This is a genomic window from Coralloluteibacterium thermophilum (assembly GCF_042654365.1).
Lineage (GTDB): Bacteria > Pseudomonadota > Gammaproteobacteria > Xanthomonadales > Xanthomonadaceae > Coralloluteibacterium > Coralloluteibacterium thermophilum.
On record NZ_JBHSGG010000011.1, the window covers coordinates 38,053 to 55,023 of the forward strand.

The 16,971-nt window shown below is 72.0% G+C and carries 16 protein-coding genes; 5 read left to right on the forward strand and 11 right to left on the reverse strand.

What is annotated here, in order from left to right; all coding sequences use genetic code 11:
• Positions 1 to 7 precede the first annotated feature (7 nt).
• Positions 8 to 1,114: a serine hydrolase domain-containing protein gene (locus ACFO3Q_RS04450; protein WP_377003432.1), complete on the forward strand. Its 1,107-nt coding sequence runs from the start codon at positions 8 to 10 to the stop codon at positions 1,112 to 1,114.
• On the opposite strand, the gene ACFO3Q_RS04455 is transcribed toward ACFO3Q_RS04450, so the two are convergent.
• From ACFO3Q_RS04455 to ACFO3Q_RS04490, 8 genes are all read right to left on the reverse strand, one after another.
• Positions 1,098 to 2,648, reverse strand: coding sequence for a winged helix-turn-helix domain-containing protein (locus ACFO3Q_RS04455; protein WP_377003433.1), 1,551 nt, complete (start codon positions 2,646 to 2,648; stop codon positions 1,098 to 1,100). The genes ACFO3Q_RS04450 and ACFO3Q_RS04455 overlap by 17 nt on opposite strands.
• Positions 2,649 to 2,658: 10 nt before the next feature.
• Positions 2,659 to 4,272, reverse strand: a complete 1,614-nt coding sequence (gene oleC, locus ACFO3Q_RS04460; protein WP_377003481.1) for an olefin beta-lactone synthetase — start codon at positions 4,270 to 4,272, stop codon at positions 2,659 to 2,661.
• 68 nt (positions 4,273 to 4,340) lie between these two features.
• On the reverse strand, positions 4,341 to 5,294 hold the full coding sequence (gene tal, locus ACFO3Q_RS04465) for a transaldolase (RefSeq protein WP_377003482.1): 954 nt from the start codon (positions 5,292 to 5,294) through the stop codon (positions 4,341 to 4,343).
• Between the two features lie 79 nt (positions 5,295 to 5,373).
• Positions 5,374 to 6,288: an alpha/beta fold hydrolase gene (locus ACFO3Q_RS04470; RefSeq protein ID WP_377003434.1), complete on the reverse strand. Its 915-nt coding sequence runs from the start codon at positions 6,286 to 6,288 to the stop codon at positions 5,374 to 5,376.
• A complete protein-coding gene (locus tag ACFO3Q_RS04475; RefSeq protein ID WP_377003435.1) occupies positions 6,285 to 6,677 on the reverse strand; it encodes a Fic/DOC family N-terminal domain-containing protein in 393 nt (130 codons plus the stop codon). The genes ACFO3Q_RS04470 and ACFO3Q_RS04475 overlap by 4 nt, the downstream gene beginning before the upstream one ends.
• Positions 6,678 to 6,895: 218 nt before the next feature.
• Complete coding sequence (locus tag ACFO3Q_RS04480) at positions 6,896 to 7,912, reverse strand: 3-oxoacyl-ACP synthase III (protein ID WP_377003436.1); 1,017 nt, start codon at positions 7,910 to 7,912, stop codon at positions 6,896 to 6,898.
• Between the two features lie 154 nt (positions 7,913 to 8,066).
• Positions 8,067 to 8,399: a DUF4156 domain-containing protein gene (locus ACFO3Q_RS04485; protein ID WP_377003437.1), complete on the reverse strand. Its 333-nt coding sequence runs from the start codon at positions 8,397 to 8,399 to the stop codon at positions 8,067 to 8,069.
• A 109-nt stretch (positions 8,400 to 8,508) separates the two neighbouring features.
• Entirely contained in the window at positions 8,509 to 11,343 is a 2,835-nt protein-coding gene (locus tag ACFO3Q_RS04490; protein ID WP_377003438.1) for a M16 family metallopeptidase, read from the reverse strand.
• 114 nt (positions 11,344 to 11,457) lie between these two features.
• Between ACFO3Q_RS04490 and ACFO3Q_RS04495 the strand changes: the two genes are divergently transcribed.
• The 4 genes from ACFO3Q_RS04495 (at position 11,458) to ACFO3Q_RS04510 (ending at position 14,456) form a co-directional block, all read left to right on the forward strand.
• The gene (locus ACFO3Q_RS04495) at positions 11,458 to 12,147 is read left to right on the forward strand and encodes an SDR family oxidoreductase (protein WP_377003439.1); all 690 of its coding nucleotides are present in this window, start codon (positions 11,458 to 11,460) and stop codon (positions 12,145 to 12,147) included.
• Positions 12,148 to 12,600: 453 nt separating this feature from the next.
• Entirely contained in the window at positions 12,601 to 12,897 is a 297-nt protein-coding gene (locus ACFO3Q_RS04500; RefSeq protein WP_377003440.1) for a hypothetical protein, read from the forward strand.
• 119 nt (positions 12,898 to 13,016) lie between these two features.
• Positions 13,017 to 13,481: a tRNA (cytidine(34)-2'-O)-methyltransferase gene (locus tag ACFO3Q_RS04505; protein WP_377003441.1), complete on the forward strand. Its 465-nt coding sequence runs from the start codon at positions 13,017 to 13,019 to the stop codon at positions 13,479 to 13,481.
• Positions 13,482 to 13,853: 372 nt separating this feature from the next.
• The gene (locus ACFO3Q_RS04510) at positions 13,854 to 14,456 is read left to right on the forward strand and encodes an outer membrane beta-barrel protein (protein WP_377003442.1); all 603 of its coding nucleotides are present in this window, start codon (positions 13,854 to 13,856) and stop codon (positions 14,454 to 14,456) included.
• Between the two features lie 79 nt (positions 14,457 to 14,535).
• Here ACFO3Q_RS04510 and ACFO3Q_RS04515 read toward each other — a convergent pair whose 3' ends face one another.
• The 3 genes from ACFO3Q_RS04515 to secB all read right to left on the reverse strand — a co-directional run bounded on the left by ACFO3Q_RS04515 (position 14,536) and on the right by secB (position 16,946).
• Complete coding sequence (locus ACFO3Q_RS04515) at positions 14,536 to 15,081, reverse strand: porin family protein (protein ID WP_377003443.1); 546 nt, start codon at positions 15,079 to 15,081, stop codon at positions 14,536 to 14,538.
• A 275-nt stretch (positions 15,082 to 15,356) separates the two neighbouring features.
• Positions 15,357 to 16,385 (reverse strand): NAD(P)H-dependent glycerol-3-phosphate dehydrogenase, encoded by a 1,029-nt coding sequence (locus ACFO3Q_RS04520; protein ID WP_377003483.1) that lies wholly within the window; start codon positions 16,383 to 16,385, stop codon positions 15,357 to 15,359.
• Between the two features lie 33 nt (positions 16,386 to 16,418).
• Positions 16,419 to 16,946: a protein-export chaperone SecB gene (gene secB / locus ACFO3Q_RS04525; RefSeq protein ID WP_377003444.1), complete on the reverse strand. Its 528-nt coding sequence runs from the start codon at positions 16,944 to 16,946 to the stop codon at positions 16,419 to 16,421.
• Positions 16,947 to 16,971 lie beyond the last annotated feature (25 nt).

Consider the following 16,971-nt stretch of genomic DNA (forward strand, 5'->3'; position numbering starts at 1 on the left):
GTCCCCGATGCCCAGCCTCGCGCACCTTGCCCTGCTCGCCACCCTCGCGTTCGCCGCGCCTGCCACGATGGCGACACCCCCGCCGCTCGACGACGGCTGGCCCGTCGCCGATCCCGCCCGCCTCGGCTGGGACACCGACAGGCTCGCGGCGCTGGATGCGGCGATCGACGGCGGAGCCGCACCGAACACCACCAGCGTGCTGATCGTCCACCGCGGAGCGCTGGTCCACGAGGCCTACTTCAATGGCGCGGACCCCACGACGCCGCACGACACCCGCTCGCTCACCAAGAGCGTGACCGCGCTGCTGGTCGGTGCGGCGATCGAGCGCGGGCTGATCGATGGCGTCGAGGCGCCGGTTCTCGCGTTCTTCCCCGACCGCCGACCCGCACATCCAGGTGCGTTCAAGGACGCGATCACCGTCGAGGACCTGCTGACGATGAGCGCGCAATGGGAGTGCGACGACAACAACACGTACTCGGCGGGCCACGAGGAGCGCATGTACCTCAGCGCCGACTGGGTCGGCTTCGCGCTCGATCTGCCCGAGCGCGGCTATGCGCCCTGGCAGACGCGTCCGGCCGACAGTCCGCACGGGCGCGCCTTCGCCTACTGCACGGCCAACAGCTTCATGCTGGGTGCCATCCTCGAACGGGTGAGCGGCATGTCGCTGGCCCGATTCGCGAGAGAAGTCCTGGAACGGCCGCTGGGGATCCGGGATGCGCTCTGGAAGCGCGCGTCCGAGGGCACGGGCATGGGTGGCGGCGGCACCGAGTATCGCAGCCGCGACCTTGCCAGGCTGGGCCAGCTGATCGTCGACGACGGGCAGTGGCAGGGCCGCCGCGTGCTGTCCGGCGACTGGACACGGGCGATGACGCAGGTCCGGGCGCAGACTCCGTTCGATGCCGACTACGGCTACCAGCTGTGGCGCTTCCCGCTCGTCGCCGGCACGCGGCGGCTGCACGCCTGGGCCATGTCGGGCAATGGCGGCAACGCCGTCTTCCTGGTGCCGGAGGAAAAGCTGGTCGTCGTCGTGACCCGCACGCACTACAACCAGCGTGGCATGCACGAACAGACCCGGGCGTTGCTCTCGGACTACGTTCTCAGCGCGTTGCCGTGATCGCGATCGCATCGGCCGGCAGGCGACCGGCGACGCGGAGGCGTTCGCGGTCCGTCGCGACGGCTGCATCGATCCGTGCAAGTACCCGGGCGAAACCGGGATCCCCGTGCAGGTCCGCGAACAGCGGCGACACCAGCAGGTAGCCCGCATCGCGATGCCCGGCCGCCACCGCGGCAGCCAGCGCATCGACCGCAGCACCGCGGTCGCCGGCAAGCAGAGCGAGCAGCGCCGCATCGAGCCCGTCCAGCGGATCTCCGTCCTCCAGTCCCGCACGCAGCGCGGCGGCGCGTTCGCGCACCAACGGGATCGGCGGTGGGGGCTCTGCCCCCACGATCCAGGCCAGCGTCGCCGGCAGGCTGGCATGCGGCTTGAGCGCACGCGCGTGCTGCACAGCGCTGCGCGCCTCCACCACGTCGCCTCGCCCCAACGCCAGCTCAGCGTTCAGCAGATGAAGCCCCGCGTGATCGGTGCCGCGCGCGAGCGCCTCGTCCAGCGCTGCCTGCGCCTCGGCAACGCGCCCATGCCGGTACAGAAAGGTCGGCAAGGCGAGATTGGAGAACACGTTGTCCGGATAGAGCTGGAAACTGCGCCTGTAGCGCGCCTCCGCCGCGGCCACGTAGCCAAGCAGGTCGAGGTTCGAGGCGATCTGCAGCTCCAGGAAGCGCACGTCTTCGGGGCGCCGCACGGCCAGGTTGGCCGTCAGCGCTTCGGCCAGCCGCCCTTGGCGCGCGTACAGGTACGCGGCCGAGGCGCGGCTGGCATCGGCGGCCGCATCCAGTGCCACCGCGCGCTCGTAGCCGGCCAGCGCCGTGGCCACCTCGCCACGGCAGTCGTGCGCGTACGCGAGCGCTGCGTGCGCGGCGGCCAGGCGAGGTTGCCGCGCGACAACCGTCTCGGCGAAGGCCTGCGCCTGGTCGGCATCGCCGATGCTGCCGCCGTACAGGCACAACCGTGCGGCGTGAACCCGAGCCAGGCCAAGCATGGCCCGTACGTCGTCGGGCGCTTCCTGCAGCCGCTGCCGGTACAGCACGAGCGCGCGCTCGTTGTCGTCGCGCTGGCCGATGCCGGCATAGTAGTCGGGGCGCTGCAGCAGCGGCGAAGCATCCGACGCTCCCTCCCGGGGCCATGCCCACCAGACGCCCGCCGCCAGTACGGCCAACAGCGGCAGCGCAGCGAGCGCGGCAAAGCGCACTCGGTCGGGGGCGCGCGCATCGACCGGCCGCGGGGCACTGCAAAGCTGGTAGCCCTTGCCGCGCACGGACCGTAGATAGCGCGGTCGACGCCCGTCGTCGCCGAGCGCCTGACGCAGCAGGCGCACGCGCTGGGTGACGGTGTCCTCGCCGACAAGCGCCGGCGCCCAGACCTGCTCGATCAGCTCATCGAAGCCGACCACCCGCGTGCCCTGCGCCAGCAGGTAGTGCAGCAGGCGGAAGCTGAGTCCGGACACATCCAGCACCTGGCCGCCATCCCGGACCACGCGCTGCGCAGCCACATCGATGCGCAGATCGTCGAGACGATAGTGCGCAGGCGACACAGCCACGGATTCAGGCCCGCTTGGCCGCCCAGGCGGCGAGCGACTCGCGCCCGATCTTGGCGTTGTGGCGGATGTCCACCGGGAATCGGGGATGGCGCAGGAAACGCTGCACCGACGCGGTCCCGGCATGCCGCCCGCCGAGCCGGAGCAGCTCCTCCTCGATGCGCCGCCAGTGGCGGACGCCGTCCACGCCGCGTTCGAGCTCCACGCACAGCACCGGGGTCTGCGCGCCGCGCGGCCCCACGCCGACCAGGGCGGTGCGCCGCACCTCGGGGTGCTGGTTGAACACCGGCTCGACCTGCTCGGTGTAGAGCGGTCCGGCCGGAGTCTCCACGCGGTGCGACTTGCGCCCGCAGAACCACAGCCGGCCCTCCTCGTCGCGCCAGGCCAGATCGCCCATGCGGTGCACGATGCGCGTGCTGCCGTCGGGCAGCAGTTCGGGGATCTTGCCGAGTCGCGTCGCCTCGGGGCGGTTGAAGTAGGTGTCGGTGGCGACCGGGCCGGCCACGGTGATCTCGCCGATCTCGCCGTCGGGCACCTCGCGGGTGTCCGACCAGTCGAGGATGGCCGCATCCTCCACGGGGATCAGTCGCACGACGTTGCCGGCGACCGGATGCCCGATGCAGGTGCCGAATCCGTTCTCGGTCATCGCGCGTGTGCCGGCCAGCTCGCGGCTCTCGATCACCGCCACCGGGAGGCACTCGGTCGCGCCGTAGGGCGTCCACAGCTGCGCGTCCGGCGGCAGCAGCGCGCGCATGGCGGCCACCGTGTCGGGCGGCACCGGCGCGCCGGCGGAGGTCACCCGCCGGATCGTCGGCAGCGGCTGGCCGTGGGCCGCGAGCACCTTGATCAGGGCGGGCGAGCCGAAGAGCTGGTCCGCGCCGAAGCGCGCGATCGCGTCGAGCAGCCGCCGCGGATCGGCCTGGGCGGGCCGCGTCGGGTCCATGTCGGGAATGACGCTGGTGAGTCCCAGGGCCGGATCGAACAGGGCGAACGGCGGGAAGGTCGGCAGGTCCACGCCGCCCGGCTGCATGCCGAAGGCCTCGCGCAGCATGTCGATCTGGGCGACGAAGTGCCGGTGGCGGTAGACGACGCCCTTGGGCACGCCGGTGGAGCCCGAGGTGAACAGGATCGCGGCGACCTCGTCGGGCTCGGTCGCCACCAGTTGCGGCGGCGCGCCGGTGCCGGCGCGCTCCACCTGCTCCAGGGTCGGCCCGCCCCAGGGCAGCCGCGCGCCGACGGTGACCGTCAGCGTCGCGCTGCGCGCCCAGCGCAGCACGACCCGCGCCACCTGCGCGAGCGGAATGCCGATGAAGGCGTGCGCCTCGGCCTCGTCGAGGCACTGCTTCAGCGCGCGCTTGTCGATGCCGGGATCGACCAGCACCGGCACGATGCCCGCCTTGAACAGGGCGAACATCAGCAGGAAGAACTCGGGTCCCGGCCGCACCATCACCACGGTGCGCATGCCGCGGCGCAGGCCGCAGCGCGCCAGGCCCGCGGCGATGGCGTCGGAGCGGCGGTCGAGATCGCCGTAGGTCAGCACCACGTCGTAGCGCGCGAAGCCGCGCACGTCGCGCCGGCCCGGGCAGCGCATGGCGATGCGCGCCGGATCGGCGGCGGCCATGCGCGGCAGCACCGCCGCGATGTTGCAGGGCCCCGCGGTCTCCGGCGCGGCCCCCGCGCCGGTCGCCGTCACAGACGCGCGCCCAGCACCGCCTCCAGCTTCACCTGGTCGGCGGCGAAGTTGCGGATGCCGTCGGCGAGCTTCTCGGTCGCCATGGCGTCCTCGTTGAGGCCCCAGCGGAACGCGGCCTCGCCGATCCGCGACGGCGCCGCGGCGCGTTCGCCGTCGTCGTGCAGGGCGCGCGGCAGCTCGCCGGTTTCCTTCGCCAGCGCCTCGAGCAGGTCGGGGCTGACCGTCAGGCGGTCGCAGCCGGCCAGTGCACGCACCTGGTCGATGTTGCGGAAGCTCGCGCCCATCACCACGGTCTGGAAGCCGTGGCGCTTGTACCAGGCGTAGATGCGCCGCACGGACTGCACGCCGCGGTCCTCGTCCGGGGTGGCCGGCACCTCGCCGCGTGCCTTGTACCAGTCGGTGATGCGGCCGACGAAGGGCGAGATCAGGAAGGCGCCGGCCTCGGCCGCCGCGACCGCCTGCTCGAAGGCGAACAGCAGGGTGAGGTTGGTCTGGATGCCGGCGCGCTCGAGACGCTCGGCGGCGCGGATCCCCTCCCAGGTGGAGGCGATCTTGATCAGGATGCGGTCGGGCATCACGCCCGCGTCGGCGTACAGCGCGACGAGGTGCTCGGCCTTGCGCACGGTGGCATCGGTGTCGAAGGACAGCCGCGCGTCGACCTCGGTCGAGACCCGGCCGGGCACGATCTCGAGGATGCGCTTGCCGATCGCGACGGAGAGCCGGTCGCAGGCGTCCGCCACGCGTGCCGCGCGGTCCGCGCCCTGCGCCTGGGCCAGGGCCGCGTCCACCAGCGGGGCGTAGGCCGGCAGCGCCGCGGCCTTCAGCAGCAGCGAGGGATTGGTGGTGGCGTCCACCGGGCGGACCCGGGCGATGGCGTCGATGTCGCCGGTGTCGGCGACCACCGTGGTCAGGTCACGCAACTGGTCGAGCTGGTTCTTGGTCTTGAGCATGGAGGCGAGCGAGGTGGTCATGTGGGCGCACCGCATGGGCGGGACCCCGGAGCATAGCGCCCCGGGGCCGGGGCCGGCGTCAGGGCAGCGGGTGGCGGTCGAGGAAGGCGCGCATCGCCGGCACCAGCTGCGCGGCCTTGTCCTCCAGCACGTAGTGGCCGGCGTCCTCGAAGGCATGCACCTCGGCCTGCGGCAGGGCGGCGCGGAAGCCGGCGAGGAAGTGGTGGTCGAACACGAAGTCCTTGAGCCCCCAGCCGATGAAGGCCGGGCGGTCTGCGTACTCGGGCAGCGTGCGGCCGACCTCCTCGACCAGCGCGAAGGCGCGGTCCTTCGGCGACAGCGGGATGTCCTGCATGAAGCGGATCACGGCGATGCGGTTGGCCCAGGAATCGTAGGGCGCGGTGAACGCCTTGCGCACCGCCGGCGGGATCCGCGAGACGCTGCCCAGGCGGGCGGCGCCGACGGCGAAGGCGTTGAATCCGCGCACCGCGATCTCGCCCAGGTTGTAGTCGCGCCCCAGGGTCAGCTGCCACGGCATCGGCTTGGCGGCGGGCAGCGGGAAGGCCGCGGTGTTGGTGATCACCAGCCGCCGCACCCGGTGGCGCTGCGCCTGCGCCCAGCCGAAGCCGATCATCCCGCCCCAGTCGTGCACGGCGAGGGTGAGGCGGTCGCCGAGGTCCAGGTGCTCGACCAGCGCGCCCAGATCGGCGACGCGCGAGGCCAGCGTGTAGTCGTAGCGCGGCACGGCCCGGTCGCCGTCGTCGGGCTTGTCCGACAGCCCCATGCCGACGTGGTCGGGCACGATCACCCGGTAGCGGTCGCGCAGGCCCAGCACGGCCTTGCGCCACAGATAGCTCCACGACGGATTGCCGTGGACCATCAGCACCACCTCGCCGTCGCGCGGGCCCTCGTCGAGGTAGGACATCGCGATGCCCGGACGCACCGCGAAGCGCTGGGGAGTGAAGGGGTAGTCGGGGAGTTCGGTGGGTGTCATCGGACCAGGGTGGCTCGTGCAGTGTCGGGTATCGTCGCTCGGCCCGGGCGGCCGGGGGAGGCGTCGCGCTGCAGCGGCACCGGGATCTCCAGCAGCGCCTCCTTCGCCAGGTAGAGCGCGTTCACGATGCGGCCGGTGCCGTCGCCGAAGGGATGGATGCTGTCCAGCGTCGGCAGGCCGGCCCTGCGGACCTGCTCGAAGCGCGCGCGCAGGGCGTGCCGATGGCGCAGCACCTCCCTGATCGCCGTACCGGCCGCGTCGGCAGGACCGTCCTCGCGGCCGAGGTCGTCCCGCGTCGTGACGATGTTCTCGGTGGCCGGGTTGACCCCTGCTTCCTGCAGGGTCGGCGTGCCGATCAGGATGTCCTGGTTCGGAATGGTCGCTGCCACGCCCCCCGGGTTCCGCCAGCGCGCGGCCGGCGGCGTTCGGGCGCTCCGGGAATCTCGGGCGCTCGAAGCCGCACGGATCCAAGTCCTGCAGAGGAGGGATCGGCATCCCGCGGCCTCCCATAAAGGAGCGCCGGATTCTAGCGACACGTCGGTCCTGACGTGCGTGTCTTCCGGAGGATTCTATGCACATCGAGCGGGATGGCCCCGCTCGTGGACCGTCACCACTCCACCTCGGCCATGGTGCAGTTGAGGCCGGAGCCGATGCCCAGCAGGGCGACGCGGTTGCCCTTCTTCAGGCGGCCCATCTCGCGCAGCTTGCTCAGCACGATCGGCACCGACGCCGGGCCGATGTTGCCGTGCTCGCCGAAGATGGTCATGACCTTCTTCGGGTCGATGCCGAAGGCGTCCACGAAGGCCTTGGTGTGGGCGCGGCTGACCTGGTGGATGACGAACTCGTCGAGCTCGTCCACCGCCCAGCCCAGCGCCGACTTCGCGGCGACGAAGGTCTTCTGGGCCAGCTTCAGGCCCTCGATCAGCAGCAGCCGGGTGTCGGTCACCATGCGGTCGAGGTTGCCGCGGCACAGGCCGTTCCACTCGGTCGCGGAGCGGGTCACGCCGCCCTTGTAGCGCGGCGCGTTCGGCGCCAGCTCGGCGCGGGCGAGCACCATGCCGGCGGCACCGCAGCCCAGGGTCAGGGTCGCGAGTTCGTTGCGGAACTCCTCGGCCGTGGCGTCCTCGCGGGTCAGGCGCTCGAGGGTCTTCTCGTAGGCCAGGTTGGCGGTCTCGCCGTCCACGATCAGGGCGTAGTCGATCTCGCCGCGGTCGATCATGCGCGCCGCCACGTCCATGCCGTTGACGAAGGCCAGGCAGGCGTTGGCGAGGTCGAAGTTCTGGCAGGTGTCGGGCAGCTTGAGGTTGCCGGCGACGATGCTGGCCGTGGACGGCTCGAGGAAGTCGCGGCTGACCGAGGTGTTGACCAGCAGGCCGACGCGGTCGGGATCGATGCCGGCGTCCGCCAGCGCCTTCACGCCGGCGAGGGTCGCCGCGTCGGAGGCCTTCACCTCGTCGTCCCACAGGCGGCGGGCATGGATGCCGGCCACGTCCTGCAGGACGTCCGTCCGGATGCCGAGGCGGTCGAGCGTCGGCTTCAGCCGCGCGTTGATCTCGTCGGAGGTGAGGCGATGCGGCGCGTCCACATGGGCGAGACCGGCGATGGCGACGTGCTGGAACAGCATGGCTGGGGCACCGTGGGGCAAAAAGAGGCGGAATCCTAGCGGATATGGGCGCGCGTCGCATGGCGCGGAGGCCATGCGCGGCGGGCGATCCCGTCGAAGTGCGGTCCGCGGCCGTTGCCGACAACCCGCTTCCCTGCCCCTGCGGGGCGCCGGTTCAGCGAGGTGAGCCGCCGGCGCAGGCGTAGGCGGCGAAGCGCTGCTCACCGTTCACCGGCTCGCCGAGCGGCTGCATGGTGTCGGCCTGCAGGCCGACCGCCTCGTTGCGCGCCAGCGTCTCCAGCTCCTCGCGCACCTTGATGGCGTTGCGCTCGTAGAAGGCGACCTGGTCGCGCACGGACACGCCGATCTCCCCGCGCCGCTGGCAGTAGCTCAGGTCCTGCTCCGCGCGCGCGACCCGCACGCTGGCGGCGGCGGGGTCCATCTTCACCCAGGCGCAGCCGCCGGCAGCGGTCGCGACGAGGAGGACGGCGACGAGAGCAGGACGCATGGCTTTCTCCGGTGACTGCGTGAAGGCGCCGGATTGTGGCGCCGGCGCCGCTGAATCGGCAATGAGGTGGACGGGAGCGGCGCAGGCGCGCGCCGCCCCCCGATCGTCCTCAGCGGATGCGCCGGCCGTCGGCGTCGAGCACGCTGACCTCGCCCAGGCCGAGTTCGCGCACGGGCGCCTCGATCTCGTCGAGATCGCCCACGATCACCCAGGTGAGCGCGTCCGGCGTCAGCCGGCGCGCGGCTGCGTGGACCGCCTCCTCCGGCAGGCTCTCGGTGCGCGTCTTCAGGGTGGTCACGTAGTCGTCCGGGCGCTCGAAGCGGACGATGCCGCCGATCGCGCTCAGCACCGACGAGGCGGTCTCGTACGAGCCCGGCATGCCGCGCACGTTCGCCGCCTTCACCCGCTCGATCTCGGCCGTGCCGGCCGGCGCCTCGCCGCTCGCGTAGGCGGCGATCTCGCGGCGGAGCTCGGCGATGGCGTCCGCCGTGCGGTCGATCTGCACCGGGGCGAAGGCGATCCACGGCCGCTGCCCGCGGGCGCCGGAGGCGAAGCTGTACGCGCCGTAGGCCCAGTTCTTGTCCTCGCGCAGGTTCATGTTGAGACGCGACGAGAACTGTCCGCCGAGCACGCCGTTGGCGATGTCGAAGTCCAGCGCCTGCGGGTCCATGGTCGAGGGCACGAGCTGGCCGACCAGGATGGTGGCCTGGATCGCACCGGGCTGATCGACCAGGAACACGCGCGGCGCGGGCGGCGCGCCGACCTGCGGCACGTCGACGCGGACGTGCCCATCGCCTTCGGCGCGCCAGTCGGCGAAGTGCTTCTCGAGCAGCGGGAGGATCTCCTCGCGCGTGGTGTCGCCGACGACGATCAGGGTCGCGTTGTCCGGGCGCACCGTGTCGCGGTGGAAGGCGACGAGGTCGTCGCGCTCCAGCGCGCGGATCGAGTCCTCGTGCCCGCTGCCGGTGAACGGGATGGCGTAGGGATGGCCGTCGCCGTACAGCAGCGGCGGCAGCAGGCGCATCGCGACGCTGTTGGGGCGGGTCTTCTCCTGCGCGATGCCGGCGATCCAGGTTGCGCGCACGCGCTCGATCTCGCTGTCGTCGAAGCGCGGGCGGCGCACCACGTCCGCGAACAGCGCCATCGACTCGTCGAGCCGCTCCTTGAGCGCGGACAGATAGACGTTGGCGCCGTCGAGCGCGGCGCCGGAGCCGATGCTGGCGCCCAGCGACTCGGCGCGCGCGGCGAAATCGAGCGCGCCCAGTTCGCCCGCGCCCTCGTCCATCATCGCCATGGTGAAGCTCGCGGTGCCGAGCTTGCGCCCGGCGTCGGCCGCGTAGCCGCCGGCGAACTCGGCGCTGACCTGCACCACCGGGACGTCGTGGCGGCGCGCCAGGATCACCGGGATGCCGTTGGACAGGGTGGCGCGCTCGAGCTCGGGGAAGCGCAGATCGGGGAAGGCATCGGTCACCGGCGGGCCCTTGCTGCGGTCCACGTCGGTGGCGATGGTGCGGTAGCGGGGATCCGGCGGCGGTACGCCGTCGGGGCCCCGCGGCATGGCCGGATCGTCGGCGGTGCTGCCGTCCACCGGCGCCGGCGGACGCTCGCCCGGGACCACGACCAGCGTGTGGTCGCCTCCGTCGAGCCAGGCCCGTGCGGTCGCCCGCACCTCCTCGGCCGTCGCGCTGCGGATGGTCGCCTGGACGGCGCGGAAGCAGCCCGGGTCGCCCGTGAACACCGCGCACTCCGCCAGCCGGTCGGCCTTGCCGCCGAAGCCACCGATGCGCTCCACGCCGCGCACGAAGGCCGCCTCGTACACCGTCCTGGCCTGGGCGAGTTCGTCCTCGGTCGGGCCGTCGGCGAGCAGGCGCTGGAGCTCCTCCTCGATGACGGCCTCGACGCGCTCCGGCTCCACGCCCTGCTTGACGTCGGCGTACACCATGAAGGTGCCGGCCAGCTCGCCGGCGGACGCCGAGGCGGAGACGCCGTCGGCGAGCTTGAGCTCGTGCACCAGCCGGCGGTCCAGGCGCGACGCGGCGCCGCCGCCGAGCACCCGCGCGAACAGCTGCAGGCGCGCCACGTCGGGTTCGCCGTACTGCGCCGTGTTCCAGACCCGGTAGATGCGCGGCTGGGCGACGCGGTCGGTCATGGTCTCGCGGGTCGAGGCGTCGCGGCGGGCCACGTCCACCGGCGGCTGCGCCATGCTCGGTCCCGCGGGGATGTCGCCGAAGTAGCGCTCCACCTTCGCGCGCGCCGTGTCGGTGTCGATGTCGCCGGCGAGCACGAGGACCGCGTTGTTGGGGCCGTACCAGGTGTGGAACCAGTTCCTGACGTCGTCCAGCGACGCGGCGTCGAGGTCGGCCATCGAGCCGATGGTGGTCCAGGAATAGGGATGCCCCGCCGGGTAGCGTGCCCTGGCCAGCGTCTCCCACACCCGCCCGTAGGGCTGGTTCTCGCCCTGGCGCTTCTCGTTCTGGACCACGCCGCGCTGCTCGTCGAGCAGGGCCTGGTCGATCGCGCCGACGAAGTGGCCCATGCGGTCGGACTCCATCCACAGCGCGAGGTCCACCGCCGTGGTGGGCACGTTCTGGAAGTAGTTGGTGCGGTCGGCGTTGGTGGTGCCGTTCTGGTTGGTCGCGCCGACCAGCTCGAAGGGCTCGAAGAACTCGCCGCGGTAGTTCTCGCTGCCCTGGAACATCAGGTGCTCGAACAGGTGGGCGAAGCCGGTCTTGCCCGCGTACTCGTTCTTGGCGCCGACGTGGTACCAGACGTTGACGGCGACGATCGGCGCCTTGCGGTCGGTATGGACGATGACCCGCAGGCCGTTCGGCAGGGTGAAGGCGTCGTAGGCGATGTCGACCTCGGCCGCCTGCGCGCTGCCGAGCAGGGCGCCGAGGGCGAGGGCCAGGGCGCCCGTCCGGGGCGCGCGCGGAAAGAGCTTCATTCGGATCGATTCCTTCGTCTGGTCACGTCGCACGGCATGTGCGGCAGGCATGCTAGCGGGCCGTCGGCGCCGCGACCCGGGCCGAACGGCACAGCCACCACGAGGAGAATCCCCATGCGAGCCATCGTCACCGGCGCCAACCGCGGCATCGGCCTCGAATTCGTCCGCCAGCTGCTGGCCCGCGGCGACCGCGTGGTCGCCGGCGTCCGTCGCCCCACGGCGGGCGACGCGCTCCACGCGCTGGCGGCCGCGCAGCCGGACGCCCTGCACGTGCTGCCGCTGGACGTCGGCGCGCCCGAGAGCATCGCGGCCTTCGCCGAGCGCGCGGGCGCCCTGCTGGACGGCATCGACCTGCTGGTGAACAACGCCGGCATCCTGCACCGCGACGAGCGCTTTGGCGACATCGGCGCGGCGGCGTTCGAGGACAGCTTCCGCATCAACGCCATGGGCCCCTTCCTGCTCACGCAGGCGCTGGCGCCGCGCCTCGCGCGGGGCGGCTGCGTCGTCAACATGTCCTCCCGCCTCGGCGCGATGGCGCTGAAGGACGGTTTCCTGACCCCGACCTACTCGGTGTCGAAGGCCGCGCTGAACATGGTCAGCGTCCTCCTCGCCCACGCCCTGGCCGATGCCGGCGTGCGGGTGTTCCCGGTGAGCCCCGGCTGGGTCCGCACCGACATGGGCGGCACCACCGCGGAGGTCGATCCGCGCGATGCGGTGGCCGGCCTGCTGCGCCTCGCCGCGGAAGCCCCGCAGGAAGACAGCGGCCGGTTCCGCGACTGGACCGGCGCGGCGATCGACTGGTAGCGGCGCCAAAGGGCAGCGGCAGGCCCCGCGGCGGCCGCGCCGGTGCCCGGTGTGTCCTATGCCCCTGTGCTCGCGTGCCTGCCCCATGCTCTGCCCCGTGCCCCGTGCCCCGTGCCTCGTGCCTCGTGCCTCGTGCCCGGGCACCGGGCACCGGGCACCGGGCTCAGGGCATCGGGCTTAGGGCTTAGGGCTTGGGGCTTAGGGCGCAGGCACCGTACATAGGGGCCGCGCCCTGTGTTCTCTGCTCCTGTTTCTGCGCGCCCCGCAGGACGGCCCATGCAACCTTCCGGGGCCGTCCCGCATCTCTTGCTTCACGGTTCGGCCGTGAGCGCAAGCCTGATTCTTAACATCAGTTGAACGGAGCGCCGCTCCCTGGATTGCCGACCCCCAGCCTAGGTGTAATACTTCACTACAACACCCGCCAAGCACATCACCACGACACCGGAGCACGCCATGAACACCAAGATCGCCATCGTCGCCGCCAGCATCGTCCTGGGCACCGCCATCGCCGCCGTCGGCGGCCACTTCCAGTCCGAGTCCACCGCGACCGCCCCCGCGACGCAGCCGGTCCGCACCCTCCCGACCGTCACCGTGACGCCGGACCCGGCCGACCTCGAGTGGGTCGCCCGTGCCCGCGCCCAGAACATCCCGGTGCTCGAGACCATCCAGGTGCGCCCGACCGAGGCGGAGCTCGCCGCGGCCTTCGCCCTCATCGTCATCGACGAGGCCGGCCGCATCGCGGCCCGCTGAGCCGGACGTGCCCACGCCGACCCGGCCGGTCGCGGCCGTCACGTCCACCTCCCGCGCGCCCTGACGCCGGCATCGACGGCAGGGCGCACGCGACCACGCCGTTTGCCTAGACTCGCGGGATGTTCAACGTCCTGCTCTTCTCGCCCGAGATCCCGCCCAACACCGGCAACGTGATCCGGCTCTGCGCCAACACCGGCGCCCGCCTGCACCTGATCGAACCGCTCGGCTTCGCGCTCGACGATGCGCGCATGCGCCGCGCCGGCCTCGACTACCACGAGTTCGCCCGCATCGCGGTGCATCCCAGCTATGCCGCCTGCGTCGCCGCGCTCGGCGAGACGCGCGTGTTCGCGCTCTCCACCCGCGGCCGCGTGCGCCACGATCTGCCGGCCTACCGCGAGAACGACAGCTTCCTGTTCGGCCCCGAGACGCGCGGCCTGCCGGACGAACTCATCGCAGCCCTGCCCGCCGAGCAGCGCATCCGGCTGCCGATGCGGCCGGACAACCGCAGCCTCAACCTGTCCAACGCCGTGGCGGTCACCGTGTTCGAGGCCTGGCGCCAGCACGGTTTCGCCGGCGGGCGCTAGTCCTTTCATTTCCCGCCGCCGCCATTAGGGCGTGTTGTGCGCTTTGGGTGAATGCGAAGCGGCCTGGGGTGCGCCGAGACAAGGCGCGCGCCGCAGCGCAGGCCGGGAGCCTGGGCAAGGCGCGCAACGCCGTATCGGCGTGCCCCAGGCCGCTTCCCTCCGGGTGGGCCGTCAGCGGCACGGAGCCGGCGCCGCAGGGCTTGCCCTGGCGGCCAGCCAAGGCTGCGCCCTGCAACACCCGCTCCGCACCGCTGACGGCCCACGCATCTCACCCCAAAGCGCACAACACGCTCTAGAATCGCCGGCCGTTCTACGCCCCGCGATTCGCCGCGGTGGACAGGGAAGAAACGGACAAACAGGGAGAAACACACCATGCATCGTTCCATCCTGCCGGCCCTCCTGCTGGCGGCGCTGCCGTGCGCAGCCGTCCAGGCCCAGGACTTCTCGCGCAGCTACACCTACGTCGAACTGCAGTACGCGAACGCGGAGCTCGACAACGTCGGCGACGTCGACTTCGACGGCCCCGCGCTGCGCGGCTCCGTCGCGATCGGCCAGTCGTTCTATGCCTTCGGCGGCGTCCGCCGCGGCAGCAACGACGACTTCGGCCTCGACATCGACGTGACCCAGTACCAGCTCGGCGGCGGCTACCGCCTGTTCCTCTCCGAGCGCGCCGACCTCATCGCCGAAGTCTCCCGCATCCGCACCCGCGCGAAGGTCGAGGACCTGGGCCGCGCCCACGGCTACGACACGCGCGCCTCGGTGGGCGTGCGCGGCACCCTGGCCGAGTGGTTCGAGGGCCTCGTCAAGGTGAACTACACCGACGGCGACCTGTACTCCGACTGGGACGGCGACGGCAACTTCTCGGCGACCGTGGGCGCGCACGTGCGCTTCGCGCCGAACTGGGGCCTCACCGGCGAGGTCGAACTCGGCGGCGACAGCACCGAGTACATGCTGGGCGTGCGATACAGCTTCTGACGTCGCGCTCCCTCGCAACGAAGAAAAGCGCCGGCATCGCTGCCGGCGCTTTTTTCGTTTCCGGACGTGACGCCGGCGATCAGCGGAAGGTGTAGTGCAGGCCCAGGCTGATCTCGTCGTTGTCGGCGTCGCCGAACTCGAAGCGCTGGTAGTGCGCGCGCATGCTCCAGTTGCTGTTGAAGTCGAACTGCGCGCCGACGCCGTAGAACGGGTCGGTGCTCGAGCGCTTGCCGATCACCTCGCGCAGGCGCTCGTCCGGATCCGCCTCCCAGGAGTGCAGGCCGGCGTTCGCGAACAGCGAGAACTGGTTGCCGATCGGCAGGAAGCCGACCGCCGAGACGCCGAAGGAGCGGGGCTCCACGCTGCCGCGGCCGAGTTCCGGCGGGGTCAGGCTGCCGCGGATGTTGCCGAAGTCGGTGTACATGCCCTCGACCGCGAAGTAGGGGTTGAACCGGAAGCCACCGTACACGCCGAAGCTGGTGTCGTTCTCGTCGATCCAGCGGTCCTCGTAGGACGCCGCACCGACCTTGCCGCCCAGGTAGAAGCCGCGGTCGGCGGCGTTCGCCGCCACGGGCAGCGCGAGTGCGATCGCGATCGCGGGAATCAGGGCCTTGGTCATCTTCATGCTTGTTCTCCGTACTGCGTTTTCCGGCGGCGCCAGGGGCGCCGCACGAGGGGGAGCGACCGCATGACGAAGGGGTTCGTCCCGCGGGTCGGAGCGAACCTTACAGGCGTTAAGACCGTGCTAAACGTGGATGTGAAGGCGCGCGACAGCGCCGATTCATGCACCTGACGCGACGCCGAAGCGCGCGAGGCGCGCTTCAGCCGGGATGCAGGCCGGGAGCGCTAGGCGGCAATGCCACGCAGAGGAACGGCCCGGGGATCCCGGGCCGCGGTGGGTCACGCGTCGCGGACGAGCGGTTCGGCGTACTCCGGCTTCTGCTCGCGCGCGAGCAGCAGCCGGGCGCCTTCGGCCGGCGTGATCTCCTGGTGCAGCACGCGCTGGACCAGGGCCGAGATCGGCAGTTCGACGCCGTGCCGCGAGCCCAGGCGCATGACCTCGTTGGCGGTCTGCACGGACTCGACCACCTGGCCGATCTCCGCCACCGCCTCCTCGATCGACTTGCCGCGCCCCAGCGCAAGGCCGAGACGGCGGTTGCGCGAGAGATCGCCGGTGCAGGTGAGCACCAGGTCGCCGAGGCCGGCGAGGCCCATCAGCGTCTCCGGCCGGCCACCGAGCGCGACGTTGAGCCGCAGCATCTCGTTGAGGCCGCGCGTCACCAGGCCGGCGCGGGCGTTGGTGCCCATCTCCATGCCGTCGGCGACGCCGGTGGCGACCGCGAGCACGTTCTTCATCGCACCGCCCAGCTCGGCGCCGAGGATGTCGTCGCCGGTGTAGGCGCGGAAGTCCGGCCCGTGCAGCACGTCGGCCACCGACTGCGCGAACGCGGCCGCGTCCGAATGCACGGTCACCGCCGTCGGCAGCCCCTGCGCCACCTCGCGTGCGAACGAGGGGCCGGTGACCGCCGCGACGGGCACGCCGGTGCCCAGCAGGTCCTGCGCGACCTCGTGCAGGAAGCGGCCGGAGCCGGGCTCGAAGCCCTTGGTGGCCCAGGCCACGCCGGCGGCCGCCGGACGCAAGGGCACGATGGCCCGCAGCGTCTCGGTGAAGGCGTGGCTCGGCACCACGACCAGCACCAGCTGCGCGCCGCGCACCGCCTCGGCGAGGTCGGTGGTGGCGCGCAGGTTCGCCGGCAGCGGCACGCCCGGGATGTAGCGGACGTTCTCGTGCCGGACGTTGATGTCCTCGACCTGCGCCGGGTTGCGGCCCCACATCAGCACCGGGCGCCCGTTGCGCGCGATCAGCGCGGCGAGCGCGGTGCCCCAGGAGCCCGCGCCCACCACCGCGACGTGATCGCCCGCGGCCATGCCGGCGCCCGGGGTGTCCACTGCCGCCATCGATCAGGCGTTGCCGGCCGGCGGCTGCTGCGCGCTCTCGCCCTGGGCCTGCTGCTGCTCGGCGCGGCGGCGCAGGCTCTCGGCGTAGAGCGCGTCGAAGTTGATCGGCTGCAGGAAGAACGGCGGGAAGCCGCCGCCCTGGACCAGGTCGGTGATGGCCTGGCGCGCGTACGGGAACAGGATGCCCGGGCACTGCGTGCCGAGCATCGCGTCCAGCACGCGCGGCTCGAAGCCCGCGAGGGTGAAGATGCCGGCCTGGGTCACCTCGACGAGGTAGGCGTTCTTCTCTCCGACGGTGCAGGTCAGGGTCAGGGTCAGGCTGACCTCGTAGACGTCCTGGCCGGGGCTGTTGACCGCCTGCGACAGGTTGAGCTGCAGGTTGGGCTGGCCCTGCTCGTTGAAGATCTGCGGCGCGTTCGGCGCCTCGAAGGACACGTCCTTCAGGTAGATCTTCTGCACCGCGAACTGGGCGCCCTGCTGCTGGGCGTTGTCGGTGGCTGCGGCTGCGCCGTTGGTGGTCTCGTCGGCCATGGATGGTTCTCCGGGAAAGATGTTC

Coding starts and splice junctions, on each gene's coding strand:
- oleC (WP_377003481.1), bottom strand. CDS start 4,272: ATGGCCGCCGCCGATCCGGCGCGCATCGCCATGCGCTGCCCGGGCCGG.
- ACFO3Q_RS04480 (WP_377003436.1), bottom strand. CDS start 7,912: ATGCTGTTCCAGCACGTCGCCATCGCCGGTCTCGCCCATGTGGACGCG.
- ACFO3Q_RS04515 (WP_377003443.1), bottom strand. CDS start 15,081: ATGAAGATGACCAAGGCCCTGATTCCCGCGATCGCGATCGCACTCGCG.
- ACFO3Q_RS04470 (WP_377003434.1), bottom strand. CDS start 6,288: ATGACACCCACCGAACTCCCCGACTACCCCTTCACTCCCCAGCGCTTC.
- ACFO3Q_RS04520 (WP_377003483.1), bottom strand. CDS start 16,385: ATGGCCGCGGGCGATCACGTCGCGGTGGTGGGCGCGGGCTCCTGGGGC.
- ACFO3Q_RS04500 (WP_377003440.1), top strand. CDS start 12,601: ATGAACACCAAGATCGCCATCGTCGCCGCCAGCATCGTCCTGGGCACC.
- ACFO3Q_RS04450 (WP_377003432.1), top strand. CDS start 8: ATGCCCAGCCTCGCGCACCTTGCCCTGCTCGCCACCCTCGCGTTCGCC.
- secB (WP_377003444.1), bottom strand. CDS start 16,946: ATGGCCGACGAGACCACCAACGGCGCAGCCGCAGCCACCGACAACGCC.
- ACFO3Q_RS04490 (WP_377003438.1), bottom strand. CDS start 11,343: ATGAAGCTCTTTCCGCGCGCGCCCCGGACGGGCGCCCTGGCCCTCGCC.
- ACFO3Q_RS04510 (WP_377003442.1), top strand. CDS start 13,854: ATGCATCGTTCCATCCTGCCGGCCCTCCTGCTGGCGGCGCTGCCGTGC.
- ACFO3Q_RS04505 (WP_377003441.1), top strand. CDS start 13,017: ATGTTCAACGTCCTGCTCTTCTCGCCCGAGATCCCGCCCAACACCGGC.
- ACFO3Q_RS04485 (WP_377003437.1), bottom strand. CDS start 8,399: ATGCGTCCTGCTCTCGTCGCCGTCCTCCTCGTCGCGACCGCTGCCGGC.
- tal (WP_377003482.1), bottom strand. CDS start 5,294: ATGCTCAAGACCAAGAACCAGCTCGACCAGTTGCGTGACCTGACCACG.
- ACFO3Q_RS04495 (WP_377003439.1), top strand. CDS start 11,458: ATGCGAGCCATCGTCACCGGCGCCAACCGCGGCATCGGCCTCGAATTC.